Genomic DNA, 15415 nt, shown 5'->3' on the forward strand with positions numbered 1-15415 from the left:
TCTTAACGTGGCGTTTTTCATTTGTGGGCATTAGGATTATGCCTGTCAGGAAGCAGACATATTGACTGAGGCAGCAAAGCGGCGGTTTTTTCAGCAAACGCACGCGCTGCGACAGAATTCAGACCAGGGATATACAGCAATGGCGGGAAAATTGCTTATTGTTGTCCATGATTTTAGCTGAGAGCGTTAACGTGAATTTACTCACTATGAGTACTGAGCTTGGTTTAGTTTTTCTTTTTTCTTTAGCGTTCCTGTTTTTTGCTCGTAAAGCGGCTAAAAAAATTGGGCTTGTGGACACGCCGAATTCCAGAAAACGACACCATGGCGCCATTCCGTTAGTCGGCGGTATCTCCGTGTATGCGGGGATTTGCTTCGCCTTTGCCATCTCAAATTATTATCTGCCGCACGCCGTACTGTACCTCTTCTGCGCCGGGGTACTGGTGCTGGTCGGCGCGCTCGATGACCGCTTTGATATCAGCGTCAAAATCCGTGCCGTGGTTCAGGCGGCGATTGCCATCGTGATGATGGTCGGGGCAAAACTCTATTTACTGAGCCTGGGGTTTATCATTGGTCCGGTCGAGCTGATCGTCGGGCCTTTCGGCTATGTACTGACGCTGTTCGCGGTATGGGCAGCGATCAATGCTTTCAATATGGTGGACGGTATTGATGGTCTGCTGGGTGGCTTATCCTGCGTAACCTTCGCCGCGATGGGCATCATCCTCTACTTTGACGGACAGACCAGTCTGGCGATGTGGTGCTTCGCGATGATCGCCGCCACCATTCCCTACATTCTGCTTAATCTCGGCTTTTTAGGCCGCCGTTATAAAGTGTTTATGGGTGATGCCGGCAGTACCATGATCGGCTTCACCATCATCTGGATTCTGCTGGAAACGACGCAGGGCCTCAGCCATCCCATCACGCCAGTCACCGCCTTGTGGCTGATTGCTATTCCGCTGATGGACATGGTGGCGATCATGTATCGTCGGCTGCGCAAGGGTATGAGCCCGTTCTCGGCTGATCGTCAGCATATCCATCACCTGATCATGCGGGCCGGTTTTACCTCCCGGCAGGCATTTTTATTGATTACCGTGGCCGCCGCGCTGCTGGCCGGGATTGGCGTGCTGGGCGAATATCTGGCATTTATTCCCGAGTGGGTCATGCTGGCGCTGTTCCTCGCTGCTTTCCTCCTTTACGGTTATTGCCTGAAACATGCATGGCGCGTCGCGCGCAAAATCCGTCGTATCAAACGTCGCTGGCAAAGCAGCGGCGAAGAGAAAAAATAATTACCCAGATAAGTACCCGGATAAGGACACTTTTGTTATGACCTCTGTCGTTGTGGAGAACGAACTGGATGTACGCGGCCTCGGCTGCACGCTGTGGCGCGGCAAAGGCTGGATTATTGGCCTGGCGCTGCTGTTTGCGCTGCTGGCGTGGCTGGCTTCTATGTTAATGAAGCAATCCTGGAGCGCCACGGCGGTGACCGATCGGCCGACGGTGAATATGCTGGGCGCATTCTTTGTGCAGCAGCAGTTCCTCAATAATCTGGATGTGCGCAACGAGACCGTCAGCCTGAATACGCCAGCGCCGACGGTGATGGATGAGGTCTATCAGGAGTTCACCATGCAGCTGGCGTCGTGGGATACGCGTCGCGATTTCTGGCTGCAGACTGATTACTATAAGAGCCGCAAAAGCGGTAATGCGCACAATGATGCCGCGCTGCTCGACGATCTGATCACCAACATTCAGTTCACCCCGGCCGATGCCACTCACAATACGCTGGATAACATTAAGCTGATTGCGGAGACCGCCGGCGACGCCAACAATCTGCTGCGGCAGTACATTGCCTATGCCAGCGAACGCGCCGCGCGCCATCTCAACGATGAGCTCAAAGGTGCGTGGCAGGCGCGCAGCGTGCAGCTGCAGGCGCAGGTCAGTCGTCAGCAGGAAGTGGCACAGGCGGTTTTTGATCGCCGTCGCCAGCGCATCGAGCAGGCGCTGAAAGTGGCCAGCCAGCAGGGCATTAAAGAGAACCGCGCGCCGGTCAGCGGTGAAGCGCTGCCGGACAGCGATCGCTTCCTGCTGGGGCAGCAGATGCTGCAGGCGCAGCTGGATACCCTGCAAGCCAGCGGACCTGCTTACGATTTAAGCTATGATCAAAACAGGGCGATGCTCAACACACTGCAGGCCGGACCGCGCCTGGATAAACCGTTCCAGACCTACCGTTATCTGCGCACGCCGGAAGAGCCGGTCAGCCGCGATAGCCCACGTCGTCTGTTTATGATGGTGATGTGGGGCGCGATCGGTGCGCTGGTGGGTGCCGGCGTAGCGCTGGTGCGTCGTCCGCGTGCAACATTCGCCAACCGTCACTAAGAGAATCCGCGTGAAAGTTCTGACTGTATTTGGCACGCGCCCTGAAGCGATCAAAATGGCTCCGCTGGTGCAGGCACTGGCGCAGGATGCTGCCTTCGAATCGCGCCTGTGCGTGACGGCACAGCATCGTGAAATGCTTGACCAGGTACTGCGCCTGTTCCGGCTGCAGCCCGACTATGATCTCAATATTATGCGGCCGGAACAGGGGCTGACCGAGATCACCAGCCGCATTTTGCAGGGTATGAAGACCGTGCTGGCAGACTTCCAGCCGGATGTCATGCTGGTGCACGGCGATACCACCACCACCTTTGCCGCCAGCCTGGCCGCGTTTTACCACCAGATTCCGGTGGGCCACGTTGAGGCGGGTCTGCGGACCGGTAACCTGATGTCACCGTGGCCGGAGGAGGCCAACCGCACCCTGACCGGTCATCTCGCCAGCTATCACTTCACGCCGACAGAAAATTCGCGGCAAAACCTGCTGCGCGAAAATCTGCCCGACACACGCATTTTCGTCACCGGCAATACGGTGATCGATGCGCTGCTGTGGGTACGCGATCGCGTGCTGGATGATGCCGATCTCAATGCCCGTCTGGCGGCGCGTTACCCGTTCCTTGAGGCCGGTAAAAAGCTGATTCTGGTTACCGGCCATCGGCGTGAAAGCTTTGGTGAAGGCTTTGAACGCATCTGCAGCGCGCTGGCGCAGCTGGCGCGTCAGCATCCGCAGCTGCAAATTGTCTATCCGGTGCACCTCAACCCTAACGTCAGCGAGCCGGTGAACCGTATTCTGAGCGGTATCAACAACATCATTCTGATTGAGCCGCAGGAGTACCTGCCGTTTGTCTGGCTGATGAATCGCGCCTGGCTGATTCTTACCGATTCCGGTGGCATCCAGGAAGAGGCGCCGTCGCTGGGCAAACCGGTGCTGGTGATGCGCGAAACCACCGAGCGGCCGGAAGCGGTCGCGGCCGGTACGGTGAAGCTGGTCGGCACCGACGTGAATAAAATTGTTGCTGAAGTCAGCCTGCTATTGCAGGACGACGAGGCGTGGCAGGCGATGAGCCGTGCGCACAATCCGTATGGCGACGGCCATGCCTGCGCGCGCATCCTGCAGGCACTTAAACAACACAGAGTTTAACTATGCGTTTTTCAACCATTTCCGTTATCGGACTGGGCTACATTGGGCTGCCGACGGCAGCCGTTTTTGCTTCGCACGGGAAACAGGTCATCGGCGTGGATATCAATGCGCGCGCGGTGGAAACCATTAATCGCGGCGAAATTCATATCGTCGAGCCTGAGCTGGGCGACGTAGTACGTGCAGCGGTGCACAACGGCAACCTGCGCGCCACCACCCAGCCTGAAGCTGCCGACGCCTTTCTGATTGCCGTGCCGACGCCGTTTGTCGGCGATCATCAGCCGGATCTCAGCTACGTGCAGGCGGCTGCGCTGTCGATTGCGCCGGTGCTGAAGGCCGGCGATCTGGTAATCCTCGAATCAACCTCGCCGGTGGGCGCTACGGAACAGATGGCGCAATGGCTGGCGGCGGCGCGCCCGGATCTGCGCTTTCCGCAGCACGGCGAGCAGCCTGACGTGTTTATCGCTTACTGCCCGGAGCGCGTGCTGCCGGGGAAAGTAATGGTCGAGCTGCTGGAAAATGACCGCGTGATTGGCGGTATGACGCCAGCCTGTTCGGCGCGCGCCAGCGAACTGTATCGCATTTTCCTGCGCGGCGAGTGTGTGGAAACTAACGCGCGCACCGCAGAGATGTGCAAGCTGACGGAAAACAGTTTCCGCGATGTGAACATCGCCTTTGCTAACGAACTGTCGCTGATCTGCGCCGAACAGGGGATCAACGTGTGGGAACTGATTGCGCTGGCGAACCGCCATCCACGCGTCAATATCCTGCAGCCGGGACCGGGCGTTGGCGGCCACTGCATTGCGGTCGACCCGTGGTTTATCGTGGCGCAAAACCCGCAGCAGGCACGGCTGATTCGTACCGCGCGTGAGGTTAACGATGCCAAGCCGGGCTGGGTGCTGGATCAGGTTAAACAGGCGCTGGCCGAGTGCCTGACGGCCAGCGGCAAGCGTGCCACGGACGTGACCATCGCCTGCTTCGGTCTGGCATTCAAACCTAATATCGATGACCTGCGTGAAAGCCCGGCGATGTCGGTGGCGCAGCGTATTGCGGGCTGGCACAGCGGCCGCACCTGGGTGGTCGAGCCGCATGTGGCGGATATTCCGCCGCAGCTCGCCGAACGCGCTACGCTGGTGTCGCTGGCTGATGCCCTGCAACACGCCGACATCCTGGTGATGCTGGTCGATCATGCGCAGTTCCGCGCCGTCACTCCTGAACAGGTGACGCAGCCGTGGATTGTGGATACCAAAGGAGTCTGGCGATGAAACAGTTTTTAGTCACCGGCGGTGCCGGTTTTATTGGCTCCGCGCTGGTGCGCTTCCTGATTGCCAATACCGACCACCGGGTGGTGGTGGTGGATAAGCTGAGCTATGCCGGCAATCTGGCGTCGCTGGCACCGGTTGAGCAGGATGCACGCTTTGCTTTTGAGCAGGTCGATATCTGCGACCGCGCCGCGCTGGATCGCGTGCTGGCGCAGTACCAGCCGGACTGCATCATGCATCTGGCGGCTGAGAGTCACGTGGACCGCTCGATTGACGGGCCAATCGCCTTTGTCGAAACCAACATTGTCGGCACCTACCAGCTGCTGGAGGCGACGCGCCATTACTGGAACGGCATGACGGATGAGCGCAAGAAGGGCTTCATCCTGCACCATATCTCCACTGACGAAGTGTTTGGCGATCTGCACGGCACGGAAGATTTCTTTACCGAAACCACGCCGTACGCGCCGAGCAGCCCTTACTCGGCGACCAAAGCCAGCAGCGACCATCTGGTGCGCGCGTGGCTGCGCACCTACGGACTGCCTGTGGTGGTCACCAACTGTTCCAACAACTATGGCCCTTACCATTTCCCGGAAAAACTGATTCCCCTCACCATTATCAATGCGCTGGCCGGTAAGCCGCTGCCGGTGTACGGCAACGGCAGCCAGATTCGTGACTGGCTGTATGTGGAAGATCACGCCCGCGCGCTGTACACCGTGGTCAGCAGCGGCAAAGTGGGCGAGACCTACAACATTGGCGGCCACAACGAGCGGCGCAATATTGAGGTGGTGGAGACGCTGTGTGATTTGCTGGATGAGCTGGCACCGCAACAGCGCGCTGCCGGGCTGAGCAGCTACCGGGAACTGATCACCTTTGTTCACGATCGTCCCGGCCACGACCTGCGCTATGCCATTGATGCCAGTAAAATCGCCCGTGAACTGGGCTGGACGCCGCAGGAAACATTCGACAGCGGCATCCGCAAAACCGTGCAGTGGTATCTGGCCAATCCGCAGTGGTGGCAGGCGATTCTCAACGGCAGTTATCGCGGCGAGCGTCTGGGCTTGGCTACCCCGCGTTAAGCGCGCATGCAGGAGGAGCAACGATGAAAGGTATCATCTTAGCCGGTGGCTCGGGCACGCGCCTGCACCCGATAACCCGGGCGATATCCAAGCAGCTGCTGCCGGTGTACGACAAACCGATGATCTACTATCCGCTGTCGGTGCTGATGCTGGCGGGGATTCGCGACATTCTTATTATTACCACGCCGGACGATCGCGCCCATTTTGAGCGGCTGCTGGGTGACGGCACTGAATTTGGCCTGCAGCTGCAGTATGCCGAGCAGCCGAGCCCGGATGGCCTGGCGCAGGCCTTTATCATCGGTGAATCCTTCATTGGCGACGACAGCTGTTGTCTGGTGCTGGGCGACAATCTCTACTTCGGCCAGGGCTTCAGTCCGAAACTGAAAAAGGTGGCCGCGCGCAGCCACGGTGCCACGGTCTTTGCCTATCAGGTCATGGATCCGGAACGTTTTGGCGTGGTGGAGTTTGATGACGACTTCAACGCGCTGTCGATTGAAGAGAAGCCGCAGCAGCCGAAATCGCGCTGGGCAGTCACCGGCCTCTACTTTTACGATAACCGCGTGGTGGAGTTTGCGAAGCAGGTGCAGCCTTCGGCGCGCGGCGAGCTGGAAATTACCGCCATCAACCAGATGTATCTGGGGCAGGGCGAACTGGCGGTGGAGCTGTTGGGGCGCGGCTTTGCCTGGCTGGACACCGGCACCCACGACAGCCTGATTGAGGCCAGCGTGTTCGTGCAAACGGTGGAGAAACGCCAGGGCTTCAAAATTGCCTGCCTCGAAGAGATTGCCTGGCGCAACGGCTGGCTGAGCGATGAGCAGCTGCTGGCAGCGGCACAGGCGTTGACCAAAACCGGCTACGGCCAGTATCTGCTGGATATTCTGCATGCCCGTCCGCGTCAGTATTGATCCCCTCGCGTGGGAGAGCGACTTCTTCCGCTGCGCCACGGCGCGGCTGACGCTGGACGGCGATGTGCCGCTGGCCGAGGCGCTGCAGCAGCCTTACACGCTGTGGCAGGTTAAGGTGCCGGCGCAGGACAGCGCGGCGATAGATGCGCTGAGCCAGCATGGTTTTCAGCTGGTGGAAGGCGAAGCGGATCTGGCGATCAATATCAAACGCACCGAACGGCAGACCGGCGTGCGTATCGCGCGCGAAGCGCAGATTCCGCAGCTGCGCGCGGCAGCGGCCCAGGCGTTTAGCCAGAGCCGCTTTCGTGCCCCCTGGTTTGACGCTGAAGACAGCGGCCGCTTCTACGCACAGTGGATTGAGAACGCGGTGCGCGGCACTTTTGATCACCAGTGTCTAATCGCCTGCGACGAGCAGGGCGCGCTGCAGGGTTTCGTCTCCATGCGCGAAGTCGCCGGTGACGCGCGTATCGGTCTGCTGGCGGTGCTGCCGGCGGCGCAGGGCAACGGCGTCGGGCAGCGTTTGCTGCTGGCAGCTGCCGACTGGGGCCGGGTGCGCCAGCTCGAACGTCTGCGGGTCGCGACCCAGCTCAGCAATCTTACGGCGATGCGCCTCTATTTACGCAGCGGTGCCCGGCTGGAAAGCACCGCCTACTGGTTTTACAGGAAAGCCTGATGATCCCATTTAACGCGCCCCCGGTTGTGGGCACTGAAGTTGACTATATGCAGTCGGCGATGGCCAGCGGCAAGCTGTGCGGCGACGGCGGCTTTACCCGGCGCTGTCAGCAGTGGATGGAGCAGCATTTTGGCAGCAAAAAAGTGCTGCTGACGCCCTCGTGCACCGCTTCGCTGGAGATGGCCGCGCTGCTGATCGATATCCAGCCCGGCGATGAAGTGATCATGCCGAGCTACACCTTTGTCTCCACCGCCAACGCCTTCGTGCTGCGCGGCGCCACCATTGTGTTCGTCGACGTGCGTCCGGATACGCTGAATATCGACGAAACGCAGATTGAAGCAGCAATCACGCCGAAAACGCGCGCCATCGTGCCGGTACATTACGCGGGCGTGGCGTGCGAGATGGATACCATCATGGCGCTGGCGGCAAAGCACCAGCTGTATGTGATTGAAGATGCGGCGCAGGGCGTGATGTCGCAGTACAAAGGGCGCGCGCTGGGCACCATCGGCCATATCGGCTGCTTTAGCTTCCATGAAACGAAAAACTACACTGCTGGCGGTGAAGGCGGCGCCACGCTGATCAACGAGACGAAACTGATCGAGCGTGCGGAGATCATCCGCGAAAAAGGCACCAACCGCAGCCAGTTCTTCCGTGGACAGGTGGATAAATATACCTGGCGCGATATTGGTTCCAGCTACCTGATGGCGGATTTGCAGGCGGCTTATCTGTGGGCACAGCTGGAAGCGGCGGAACGCATCAACCAGCAGCGTCTGCGCCTGTGGCAGAACTATTACGACGCGCTGCAGCCGCTGGCGGCCAGCGGGCGCATTGCGTTACCGGCGGTGCCGGCCAGCTGTCGTCACAACGCCCACATGTTCTATCTCAAATTGCGCGACAGTGAGGATCGCCAGGCGCTGATTAACTGGATGAAGGAAGCGGAGATCCTCACCGTGTTCCACTATATCCCGCTGCACTCCTCACCGGCCGGCACGCGTTTTGGCCGCTTCCACGGCACGGATGCGTTCACTACGCGCGAGAGCGAGCGACTGCTGCGGCTGCCGCTGTTCTACAACCTGTCGGACAACAACCAGCGTACGGTAATCAGTTCGCTGCTGAGCTTCTTTGCCTGATGTCGTTAGCCAGAGCCTCAGTGTGGACCGCCTCGTCCACGCTGGTAAAAATTGTCGCTGGCCTGCTGGTGGTGAAACTGCTGGCGGTGAGCTTCGGCCCCGAGGGCGTCGGCCAGGCGGGTAACTTTCGCCAGCTGATTACCGTGCTCGGCGTGCTGGCCGGCGCGGGTATCTTCAACGGCGTAACCACCTATGTCGCGCAGTTCCGCCAGCAGCCGGCACAGCTGCGCGCCGTGACCGGCACCGCGTCAGCAATGGTGCTGGGGTTTTCCACGCTGCTGGCGCTGCTGTTTCTGCTGGCGGCGGAGCCCATCAGCCGGGCGCTGTTTGGTCACGCCGCCTGGCAAAACGTGGTGCGTATCGTCGCCTTTTTGCAGCTGGGCATTGCCTGGGCCAACCTGACACTGGCGTTGCTGAAAGGTTTTCGCGATGCGCGCGGTAACGCGCTGGCGCTGATCGCCGGCAGCCTGATCGGCGTGGTGGGTTATGTGCTGTGCTGGTGGCTGGGAGGCTATGCCGGTGCGCTGGTCGGGCTGGCGCTGGTGCCGGCGCTGCTGGTCGGGCCGGCGCTGTGGATGCTGCGACGCCACCGCGAGGAACTGCCGCTGCGCTGGCTGATGCCGCAGTGGCAGCCGGCGCTGGCGCGTAATCTGGCCAAATTTACCCTGATGGCGCTGATGACGGCCGTGACCCTGCCGGTAGCCTGGGTGATGATGCGTAATCTGCTGGCGCAGCAGCAGGGCTGGGCCCAGGTCGGGCTGTGGCAGGGCGTCACCAGCATCTCCGATGCGTATCTGCAATTTATCACCGCCACGTTCAGCGTCTGGCTGCTGCCAACGCTGGCGCGGCTGGAGCATAAAGCTGACATCGCGCGCGAAATTGTCCGTGCGCTGCGCTTTGTGTTGCCGGCGGTGGCGGCGGCCAGCTTTTGTGTCTGGCTGCTGCGCGATGTCGCCATCTGGCTGCTGTTTTCCCCGCAGTTCAGCGCCATGCACGATCTTTTTGTCTGGCAGTTGTGCGGTGACGTCTTTAAAGTAGGCGCCTATGTTTTCGGATACCTGGTGATCGCCAAAGCCTCACTGCGCTTTTATATTCTCACGGAAATCAGCCAGTTTGTGCTGCTAACCGCCTTTGCGCACTGGCTGATCCCACTGCACGGAACGGCGGGCGCGGCGCAGGCTTACATGGCGACCTACGTGCTCTACTTTGCCCTTTGCTGTGGCGCTTTCTTGATTTATTGCCGGAAAAAATGACGCTATTTCACGTGCTGGGCTCCGATATCCCGCATCACAATCACACGCTGCTGCGCTTCTTTAACGACGTCATGAGCGTCGAAGCGCCAGCCGACGCGCCGCGTCAGTTTATGGTGGTATCGGCCGCGCCGGATACCCTGCTGGCCTATCCTCAGCTGCAGATCGACGTGTATCCCAGCAAGCGCGCGCTGGCGCAGGCGGTGATCGCACGCGCCGCCGATCGCCGTCAGCGCTTCTTCTTTCACGGCCAGTTCAATCCGCGCCTGTGGCTGGCGCTACTCAGCGGCAAGCTGCGGCGACAGCAGGCGTTCTGGCACGTCTGGGGCGCCGATCTCTACGAAGAGGGCGCCGGGCTGAAGTACCGCCTGTTTTATCTGCTGCGGCGTATCGCCCAGGGGCGCATGGCGCAGGTGTTTGCCACGCGCGGCGATCTGCACTTTTTCCAGCAGCGCCATCCGCGCGTACCCACTTCGCTGCTCTATTTTCCAACGCGTATGCCGGAGGCCGCGATACCCGCACCTGCCGCCAGCGACAGCTTTACCATTCTGCTCGGCAACTCGGGCGATCGCAGCAACCGGCACATTGAAGGATTGCAGGCGATTCGCCGCCAGTTTGGTGAGCAGGTTAACGTGGTGATCCCGCTCGGTTATCCGGCCAGCAACTATGAGTACATTGATGAGATTGATGCTGCCGCGCAGCGCCTGTTTCCGCGCGGCCAGGTGACGCTGCTGCGCGACAAAATCGACTTCACTGCCTATCTGCAATTGCTGAGTCGCTGTCAGCTCGGTTATTTTATGTTCGAGCGTCAGCAGGGCATCGGTACGCTGTGCCTGCTGATTCAGGCCGGCATTCCGTTTGTGGTCAACCGTAAGAATCCGTTCTGGCGTGACCTGAGCGAGCAGGGGCTGCCGGTGTTATTTAGCGCTGATGCGCTGGATCGCACGCGCGTGGCGGAGGCGCAGCGTCAGCTGGCGCAGTGCGATCGTTCCGCTATCGCCTTTTTTGCCCCGGGCTATCTGGCGGGATGGCGCCACGCGCTGGCGGAGAGTGAAAGGGAGTCAACATGAGCCTGCTGCAGTTTAGTGGTCTGCTGGTGGTGTATCTGTTTTCGCTGGGCTTTATTCTGACGCTGACCTGGCGCGAATTTAAACGGGTGCGTTTTAATTTCCACCTATTCTTTACCCTGCTGTTTTTACTGACCTTTTACTTTGGCTTTCCGCTGACCAGCGTGCTGGTGTTCCGCTTTAACATCAGCGTGGTGCCGGCAGACTATCTGCTGCAGGCGCTGCTGGCCGCCACCAGTTTCTACGCCATCTATTACGTCAGCTACAAAGTGCGGCTGCGGCCTGCGCAGGCGGCGCCGCGCAAACCCTGGCTGACGATGAACCGGGTGGAAACCCATCTGACCTGCCTGCTGCTGGCGCTGGTGGCGGTGGGAACCGTCACGGTGTTCTTTATGCATAACGGCCTGCTGCTGTTCCGGCTGTCGGCCTATAACCAGATCTTCTCCAGCGAAGTGTCCGGCGTGGCGCTCAAGCGTTTCTTCTACTTCTTCATTCCGGCGATGCTGATCCGCTATTTTCTTAATCCTACCCAGCGCCAGTGGCTGCTGTTTTTGCTGATCACGGTGGCGTTTGGTCTGCTGACCTATGCGCTGGTGGGCGGGACGCGCGCCAATATCATCATCGCCTTTGCGCTGTTCCTGTTCATCGGCATTACGCGCGGCTGGATTACGCTGTGGATGCTGGTGGGGGCCGGCGTGATGGCGATTGGCGGCATGTTCTGGCTGGCGCTGCGTCGTTACAATCTCGACGTGGTGGGTGATGAAGCGTTTTACACGTTTCTCTATCTGACGCGCGACACCTTTTCGCCGTGGGAAAACCTTGCGCTGCTGCTGCAGAATTACGACAAAATCGATTTTCAGGGGCTGGCCCCGATCTGGCGTGATTTCTACGTGTTTATCCCGGGCTGGCTGTGGCCGGATCGGCCATCGATGGTGCTCAACAGCGCCAACTATTTCACCTGGGAAGTGCTGAATAACCACTCCGGGCTGGCGATTTCGCCCACGTTGCTCGGTTCGCTGCTGATCATGGGCGGCGCAGGTTTTATTCCCCTTGGGGCGATAGCGGTCGGGCTGTTGATGAAAGGGTTTGATTCTCTCTACCAGCAGGGGCGCGAAGCCGGCAACCGCTACAGCGGTGCCATTTTGCAAAGCTTCTGCTTTGGCGCGGTGTTCAATATGATCGTGCTGGCGCGCGAAGGGCTGGATGCATTCGGCTCGCGCGTGGTGTTCTTTTGCCTGATTTTCGCCGCCTGCGTTGGGCTGGCGAAGTTACTTTTCTGGCTGTTAGCGCGTGCCGGGCTGATTCGTCCGCGCGCGGAGCCAGTTTTATCGCGCTCTGCTTAACCTCCGGGCCTGACGGGAAATACCGACCATGGAAACCGATCATCCGCGTTATACCCTGCGCGGCATCGATTTACACGCTTTCGCCGATATGGCGAGCTTTCTTCACTTTCTGCTGCCGGACGGCAAGCCGCGCAGCGGCACACTGGTGGCGATCAACGCTGAAAAGATGCTGACGCTGGAAGAGGATGCCCAGCTGCGCGCGCTGATCGCCGCCGCGGAGATCAAATACCCGGACGGCATCAGCATTGTGCGTTCGCTGCGTAAAAAATACCCGCAGCTAACGGTGAACCGCATCGCCGGCGCCGATCTGTGGGAAGCGCTGATGGAACAGGCGGGCCGCAGCGGTATTCCGGTGTTTTTAATCGGCGGGCGTGAGCAGGTGCTGCAGGAAACCTGCGATAAATTACGCCGTCAGTGGAACGTCAACATTGTGGGCAGCCAGAATGGCTACTTCGCCCCTGCCGAACGCGAGGCGCTATTTGCGCGCATCGCCGCCAGCGGGGCACAGATTGTGACCGTGGCGCAGGGATCGCCGCGCCAGGAGCTGCTGATGCGCGACTGCCGCGAACACTGGCCGCACGCGCTGTATATGGGCGTCGGCGGCACCTATGACGTCTTTACCGGCCACGTCACGCGTGCGCCACGCATCTGGCAGCAATTAGGGCTGGAGTGGCTGTATCGCCTGATACGTCAGCCATCACGCTGGCGTCGTCAGTTAAAACTGCTGAAATATTTACGCTATCACTGGCGCGGCGATCTGTAACGCGGCAGGAATAGTGCTGTAATTCCGGCAGGTTAAGCAGGCAAATTGCGTTATTTATCGACGGAATGCACAAAGCGTAAGCAAACGCGATTTTTTTATGAAAAAGCACTGGACAGCCTGGAGTCAAATACGTAGTATGCCCATCCGCAACGGCGCTACGCGCCCGTAGCTCAGCTGGATAGAGCGCTGCCCTCCGGAGGCAGAGGTCTCAGGTTCGAATCCTGTCGGGCGCGCCATTTAGTTTGTGCGCAAGAGCTTCGGTGGTTGGTTTAACCGCGTTATGCAGTGCATTAAGTAAGCGGTTACGCTTACGCACCAGAATTATGGTGGCTATAGCTCAGTTGGTAGAGCCCTGGATTGTGATTCCAGTTGTCGTGGGTTCGAGTCCCATTAGCCACCCCAGATTTTGCTGGGACATGCGAAGGTGGCGGAATTGGTAGACGCGCTAGCTTCAGGTGTTAGTGTTCTTACGGACGTGAGGGTTCAAGTCCCTCTCTTCGCACCAGGCAAAACAAGTAAGCAGTAACAGGCAGTACAAAATCGGCGAGTAGCGCAGCTTGGTAGCGCAACTGGTTTGGGACCAGTGGGTCGGAGGTTCGAATCCTCTCTCGCCGACCATATTCGAAAAGCCCGCTTTGCAAAAAGCGGGCTTTTTTCGTTCGCAGCAAAAGAGGATGAGAACCTCCGAAGGAGGTTTGAGCCGAGCGCTGCGAAGGAAAAGCAGTCGGGGGAGTTGTCGCTATTCCGCGACATATAACCTGCTGATTTTCAACAGCCTTACCTTTCCTTGCACAGCATGTCGCTCAGCGGAGACAGCTTTAAACCGGTCTGTCGCGTTTTCGCGACATCGTAACCGCTGTTAGCTGGCAGAGATTATCTAACTGACTGATATAAAATAACTTCCCGTGACTCATGCCATTCTGGCACGCTTTGTGCAATAATCTCTGCGTAGATGCTCATTCCACCTCTTATGTTTGCGGATGCAACATAAACCTGGGAATGATGCAGAGCCCCTTACGGTATCCGTTGTCCAGCTGGCAGTAACGTACACGCGCTACTGCAGTAAGAAGGACATTACGTTGAGTCGGATACCATCAGTTGTCTTACCGACCTGATCTTACACCTGCTTCTGGCAGGTGTTTTTTTATCTGCCGTTCACGGATTGATGCCGTATTCACTGCACTTTCTTTCAGGCAAAAAAAAGCCGGGACTGGCCCGGCGTGCACAAAAATAACAACAGTAAAATCAGGCGCCAGGATTGTTCTTCAGCGTCAGTAACAGACCTTCGCGACGCATTTTAGCCGCGTCTTCCGGGCGATGCAGGCGATCGTAAACGTCCGCCAGCCAGGCGTAGTCAAAGCCATCGGGACGCTGTGCCAGCGCCTGCTGGAAGGCTTCTGCGGCCTGCTGCCATTCACCGTGGCGCATCAGCAGCTGGCCGAGCGTGCTGTGCAACAGCGGCGTGGCGCCGTGCTGCTTAATCTGCTGACGCAGCGCTTTCTCCAGCGCCTGCGGGTCACCGCTTTTGATGCGCGGCATCAGCAGCACCAGCCGATCGTCATACTGACGCTTCAGCCCTTCCAGCACGATGCTTTGCGCGGTGTCCGGATCGTCGCATTCGATCAAATGCTCAGCCATCGCCACCTGCAGCGCGGTCTCCTGGCGGGTTTTGCGACTCTGGTTCTGCCACCATTTTTTCAGGCCTTCGCTGCCCTGATCGGCCATGGCCTGATTCATCAGACCCAGCCATGCCTGCTGCTGCAGCGCGTTACGCTGGTTCTCATCGTTAATCTGCGCCTTCTGCATAGAGGGCAGGATATCCAGCAGTGCGCCCCAGGCGCCGGTGCGGATATAAGCCTGCTCGGCCAGACGCAGCACTTCCGGATGGCGCGGCGCCACTTCCAGCAGGCGATCAATACCGTGACGTGCGGCGTGATCTTCGTTACGCGCCAGCTGCAGGCGCACGCGGGTGATCTCAACCGGAATGGTATCGTTCTCGGAGAGCTCAGAGGCGCGCTCCAGATGCTGGTTAGCGCGGATTTCATCGCCGCGCTGCTGCGCTGCTTCCGCCGCCAGCAGATAGTTCGCCACCGGCTGATCGGCGTGATCGGCATTCTTTGACAGCAGCTTTTCTACCTGACGGTAATCACCTTCCGCCAGCTTCATCAGCGCGCTTTGCGTGTGACGCTGGGCGCTGCGACGTTTCCGCCCGGTGAACCAGCCGCGGGTGCGGGCGCCGGTGCGGAACAGGCGACGCAGAATCCATTCGACCAGCAGAATCACCAGCAGGCTGAGAATCAGGATGATGGCCAGACCGGTGACGCTGGTCTCAATGTTCCAGTTATCGGTCTGGATCAGCACGTAGCCCTGATGGCCGGCAACCATCGGTCCCAGCACAATGCCGGCAATCAGCAGCAGGAAAAGCACCAATACTTTCAGCATGG

General features: G+C 59.2%; 13 protein-coding genes and 4 tRNA genes. 16 read left to right on the forward strand and 1 reads right to left on the reverse strand.

Annotated elements, in window-relative coordinates:
* Positions 1-206: 206 nt before the first annotated feature.
* The 16 genes from wecA to CBW22_RS09980 all read left to right on the forward strand — a co-directional run bounded on the left by wecA (position 207) and on the right by CBW22_RS09980 (position 13589).
* Complete coding sequence (gene wecA, locus CBW22_RS09905) at positions 207-1283, forward strand: UDP-N-acetylglucosamine--undecaprenyl-phosphate N-acetylglucosaminephosphotransferase (RefSeq protein WP_021506990.1); 1077 nt, start codon at positions 207-209, stop codon at positions 1281-1283.
* Between the two features lie 37 nt (positions 1284-1320).
* Entirely contained in the window at positions 1321-2370 is a 1050-nt protein-coding gene (gene wzzE / locus CBW22_RS09910; protein WP_021506989.1) for an ECA polysaccharide chain length modulation protein, read from the forward strand.
* Positions 2371-2380: 10 nt separating this feature from the next.
* Positions 2381-3505, forward strand: a complete 1125-nt coding sequence (gene wecB, locus CBW22_RS09915; RefSeq protein WP_088516568.1) for a non-hydrolyzing UDP-N-acetylglucosamine 2-epimerase — start codon at positions 2381-2383, stop codon at positions 3503-3505.
* Between the two features lie 2 nt (positions 3506-3507).
* Positions 3508-4767, forward strand: a complete 1260-nt coding sequence (wecC, locus tag CBW22_RS09920) for a UDP-N-acetyl-D-mannosamine dehydrogenase (RefSeq protein WP_088516569.1) — start codon at positions 3508-3510, stop codon at positions 4765-4767.
* A complete protein-coding gene (gene rffG / locus CBW22_RS09925) occupies positions 4764-5840 on the forward strand; it encodes a dTDP-glucose 4,6-dehydratase (RefSeq protein ID WP_021506986.1) in 1077 nt (358 codons plus the stop codon). The genes wecC and rffG overlap by 4 nt, the downstream gene beginning before the upstream one ends.
* Before the next feature lie 23 nt (positions 5841-5863).
* Positions 5864-6745 (forward strand): glucose-1-phosphate thymidylyltransferase RfbA, encoded by an 882-nt coding sequence (rfbA, locus tag CBW22_RS09930; RefSeq protein WP_088516570.1) that lies wholly within the window; start codon positions 5864-5866, stop codon positions 6743-6745.
* On the forward strand, positions 6723-7418 hold the full coding sequence (rffC, locus tag CBW22_RS09935) for a dTDP-4-amino-4,6-dideoxy-D-galactose acyltransferase (protein ID WP_058758102.1): 696 nt from the start codon (positions 6723-6725) through the stop codon (positions 7416-7418). Before rfbA ends, rffC begins: the two co-directional genes overlap by 23 nt.
* Complete coding sequence (gene rffA / locus CBW22_RS09940; RefSeq protein ID WP_088516571.1) at positions 7418-8548, forward strand: dTDP-4-amino-4,6-dideoxygalactose transaminase; 1131 nt, start codon at positions 7418-7420, stop codon at positions 8546-8548. The genes rffC and rffA overlap by 1 nt, the downstream gene beginning before the upstream one ends.
* A complete protein-coding gene (gene wzxE / locus CBW22_RS09945; RefSeq protein WP_088516572.1) occupies positions 8548-9801 on the forward strand; it encodes a lipid III flippase WzxE in 1254 nt (417 codons plus the stop codon). The genes rffA and wzxE overlap by 1 nt, the downstream gene beginning before the upstream one ends.
* Complete coding sequence (locus tag CBW22_RS09950; protein ID WP_058758105.1) at positions 9798-10868, forward strand: TDP-N-acetylfucosamine:lipid II N-acetylfucosaminyltransferase; 1071 nt, start codon at positions 9798-9800, stop codon at positions 10866-10868. The genes wzxE and CBW22_RS09950 overlap by 4 nt, the downstream gene beginning before the upstream one ends.
* On the forward strand, positions 10865-12208 hold the full coding sequence (gene wzyE / locus CBW22_RS09955) for an ECA oligosaccharide polymerase (RefSeq protein ID WP_088516573.1): 1344 nt from the start codon (positions 10865-10867) through the stop codon (positions 12206-12208). Before CBW22_RS09950 ends, wzyE begins: the two co-directional genes overlap by 4 nt.
* Positions 12209-12236: 28 nt before the next feature.
* Positions 12237-12971, forward strand: coding sequence for a lipopolysaccharide N-acetylmannosaminouronosyltransferase (gene wecG / locus CBW22_RS09960; RefSeq protein WP_021506979.1), 735 nt, complete (start codon positions 12237-12239; stop codon positions 12969-12971).
* Positions 12972-13130: 159 nt separating this feature from the next.
* Positions 13131-13207: transfer RNA gene (locus CBW22_RS09965), tRNA-Arg, on the forward strand.
* 90 nt (positions 13208-13297) lie between these two features.
* Positions 13298-13373, forward strand: a tRNA-His gene (locus tag CBW22_RS09970).
* Between the two features lie 16 nt (positions 13374-13389).
* Positions 13390-13476 (forward strand) — tRNA-Leu (locus CBW22_RS09975).
* Between the two features lie 36 nt (positions 13477-13512).
* A tRNA-Pro gene (locus tag CBW22_RS09980) sits at positions 13513-13589 on the forward strand.
* Between the two features lie 627 nt (positions 13590-14216).
* Here CBW22_RS09980 and hemY read toward each other — a convergent pair.
* On the reverse strand, positions 14217-15413 hold the full coding sequence (hemY, locus tag CBW22_RS09985) for a protoheme IX biogenesis protein HemY (RefSeq protein ID WP_058775512.1): 1197 nt from the start codon (positions 15411-15413) through the stop codon (positions 14217-14219).
* Positions 15414-15415 lie beyond the last annotated feature (2 nt).

This window comes from Pantoea sp. VS1 (assembly GCF_002207995.1).
GTDB lineage: Bacteria > Pseudomonadota > Gammaproteobacteria > Enterobacterales > Enterobacteriaceae > Pantoea > Pantoea dispersa.

What these genes read in the sequence shown, in the direction of transcription:
- wecA (WP_021506990.1), top strand. Translation starts at nt 207, where the DNA reads ATGAGTACTGAGCTTGGTTTAGTTTTTCTTTTTTCTTTAGCGTTCCTG.
- wzzE (WP_021506989.1), top strand. Translation starts at nt 1,321, where the DNA reads ATGACCTCTGTCGTTGTGGAGAACGAACTGGATGTACGCGGCCTCGGC.
- wecC (WP_088516569.1), top strand. Translation starts at nt 3,508, where the DNA reads ATGCGTTTTTCAACCATTTCCGTTATCGGACTGGGCTACATTGGGCTG.
- rffG (WP_021506986.1), top strand. Translation starts at nt 4,764, where the DNA reads ATGAAACAGTTTTTAGTCACCGGCGGTGCCGGTTTTATTGGCTCCGCG.
- rfbA (WP_088516570.1), top strand. Translation starts at nt 5,864, where the DNA reads ATGAAAGGTATCATCTTAGCCGGTGGCTCGGGCACGCGCCTGCACCCG.
- rffC (WP_058758102.1), top strand. Translation starts at nt 6,723, where the DNA reads ATGCCCGTCCGCGTCAGTATTGATCCCCTCGCGTGGGAGAGCGACTTC.
- rffA (WP_088516571.1), top strand. Translation starts at nt 7,418, where the DNA reads ATGATCCCATTTAACGCGCCCCCGGTTGTGGGCACTGAAGTTGACTAT.
- wzxE (WP_088516572.1), top strand. Translation starts at nt 8,548, where the DNA reads ATGTCGTTAGCCAGAGCCTCAGTGTGGACCGCCTCGTCCACGCTGGTA.
- CBW22_RS09950 (WP_058758105.1), top strand. Translation starts at nt 9,798, where the DNA reads ATGACGCTATTTCACGTGCTGGGCTCCGATATCCCGCATCACAATCAC.
- wzyE (WP_088516573.1), top strand. Translation starts at nt 10,865, where the DNA reads ATGAGCCTGCTGCAGTTTAGTGGTCTGCTGGTGGTGTATCTGTTTTCG.
- wecG (WP_021506979.1), top strand. Translation starts at nt 12,237, where the DNA reads ATGGAAACCGATCATCCGCGTTATACCCTGCGCGGCATCGATTTACAC.
- hemY (WP_058775512.1), bottom strand. Translation starts at nt 15,413, where the DNA reads ATGCTGAAAGTATTGGTGCTTTTCCTGCTGCTGATTGCCGGCATTGTG.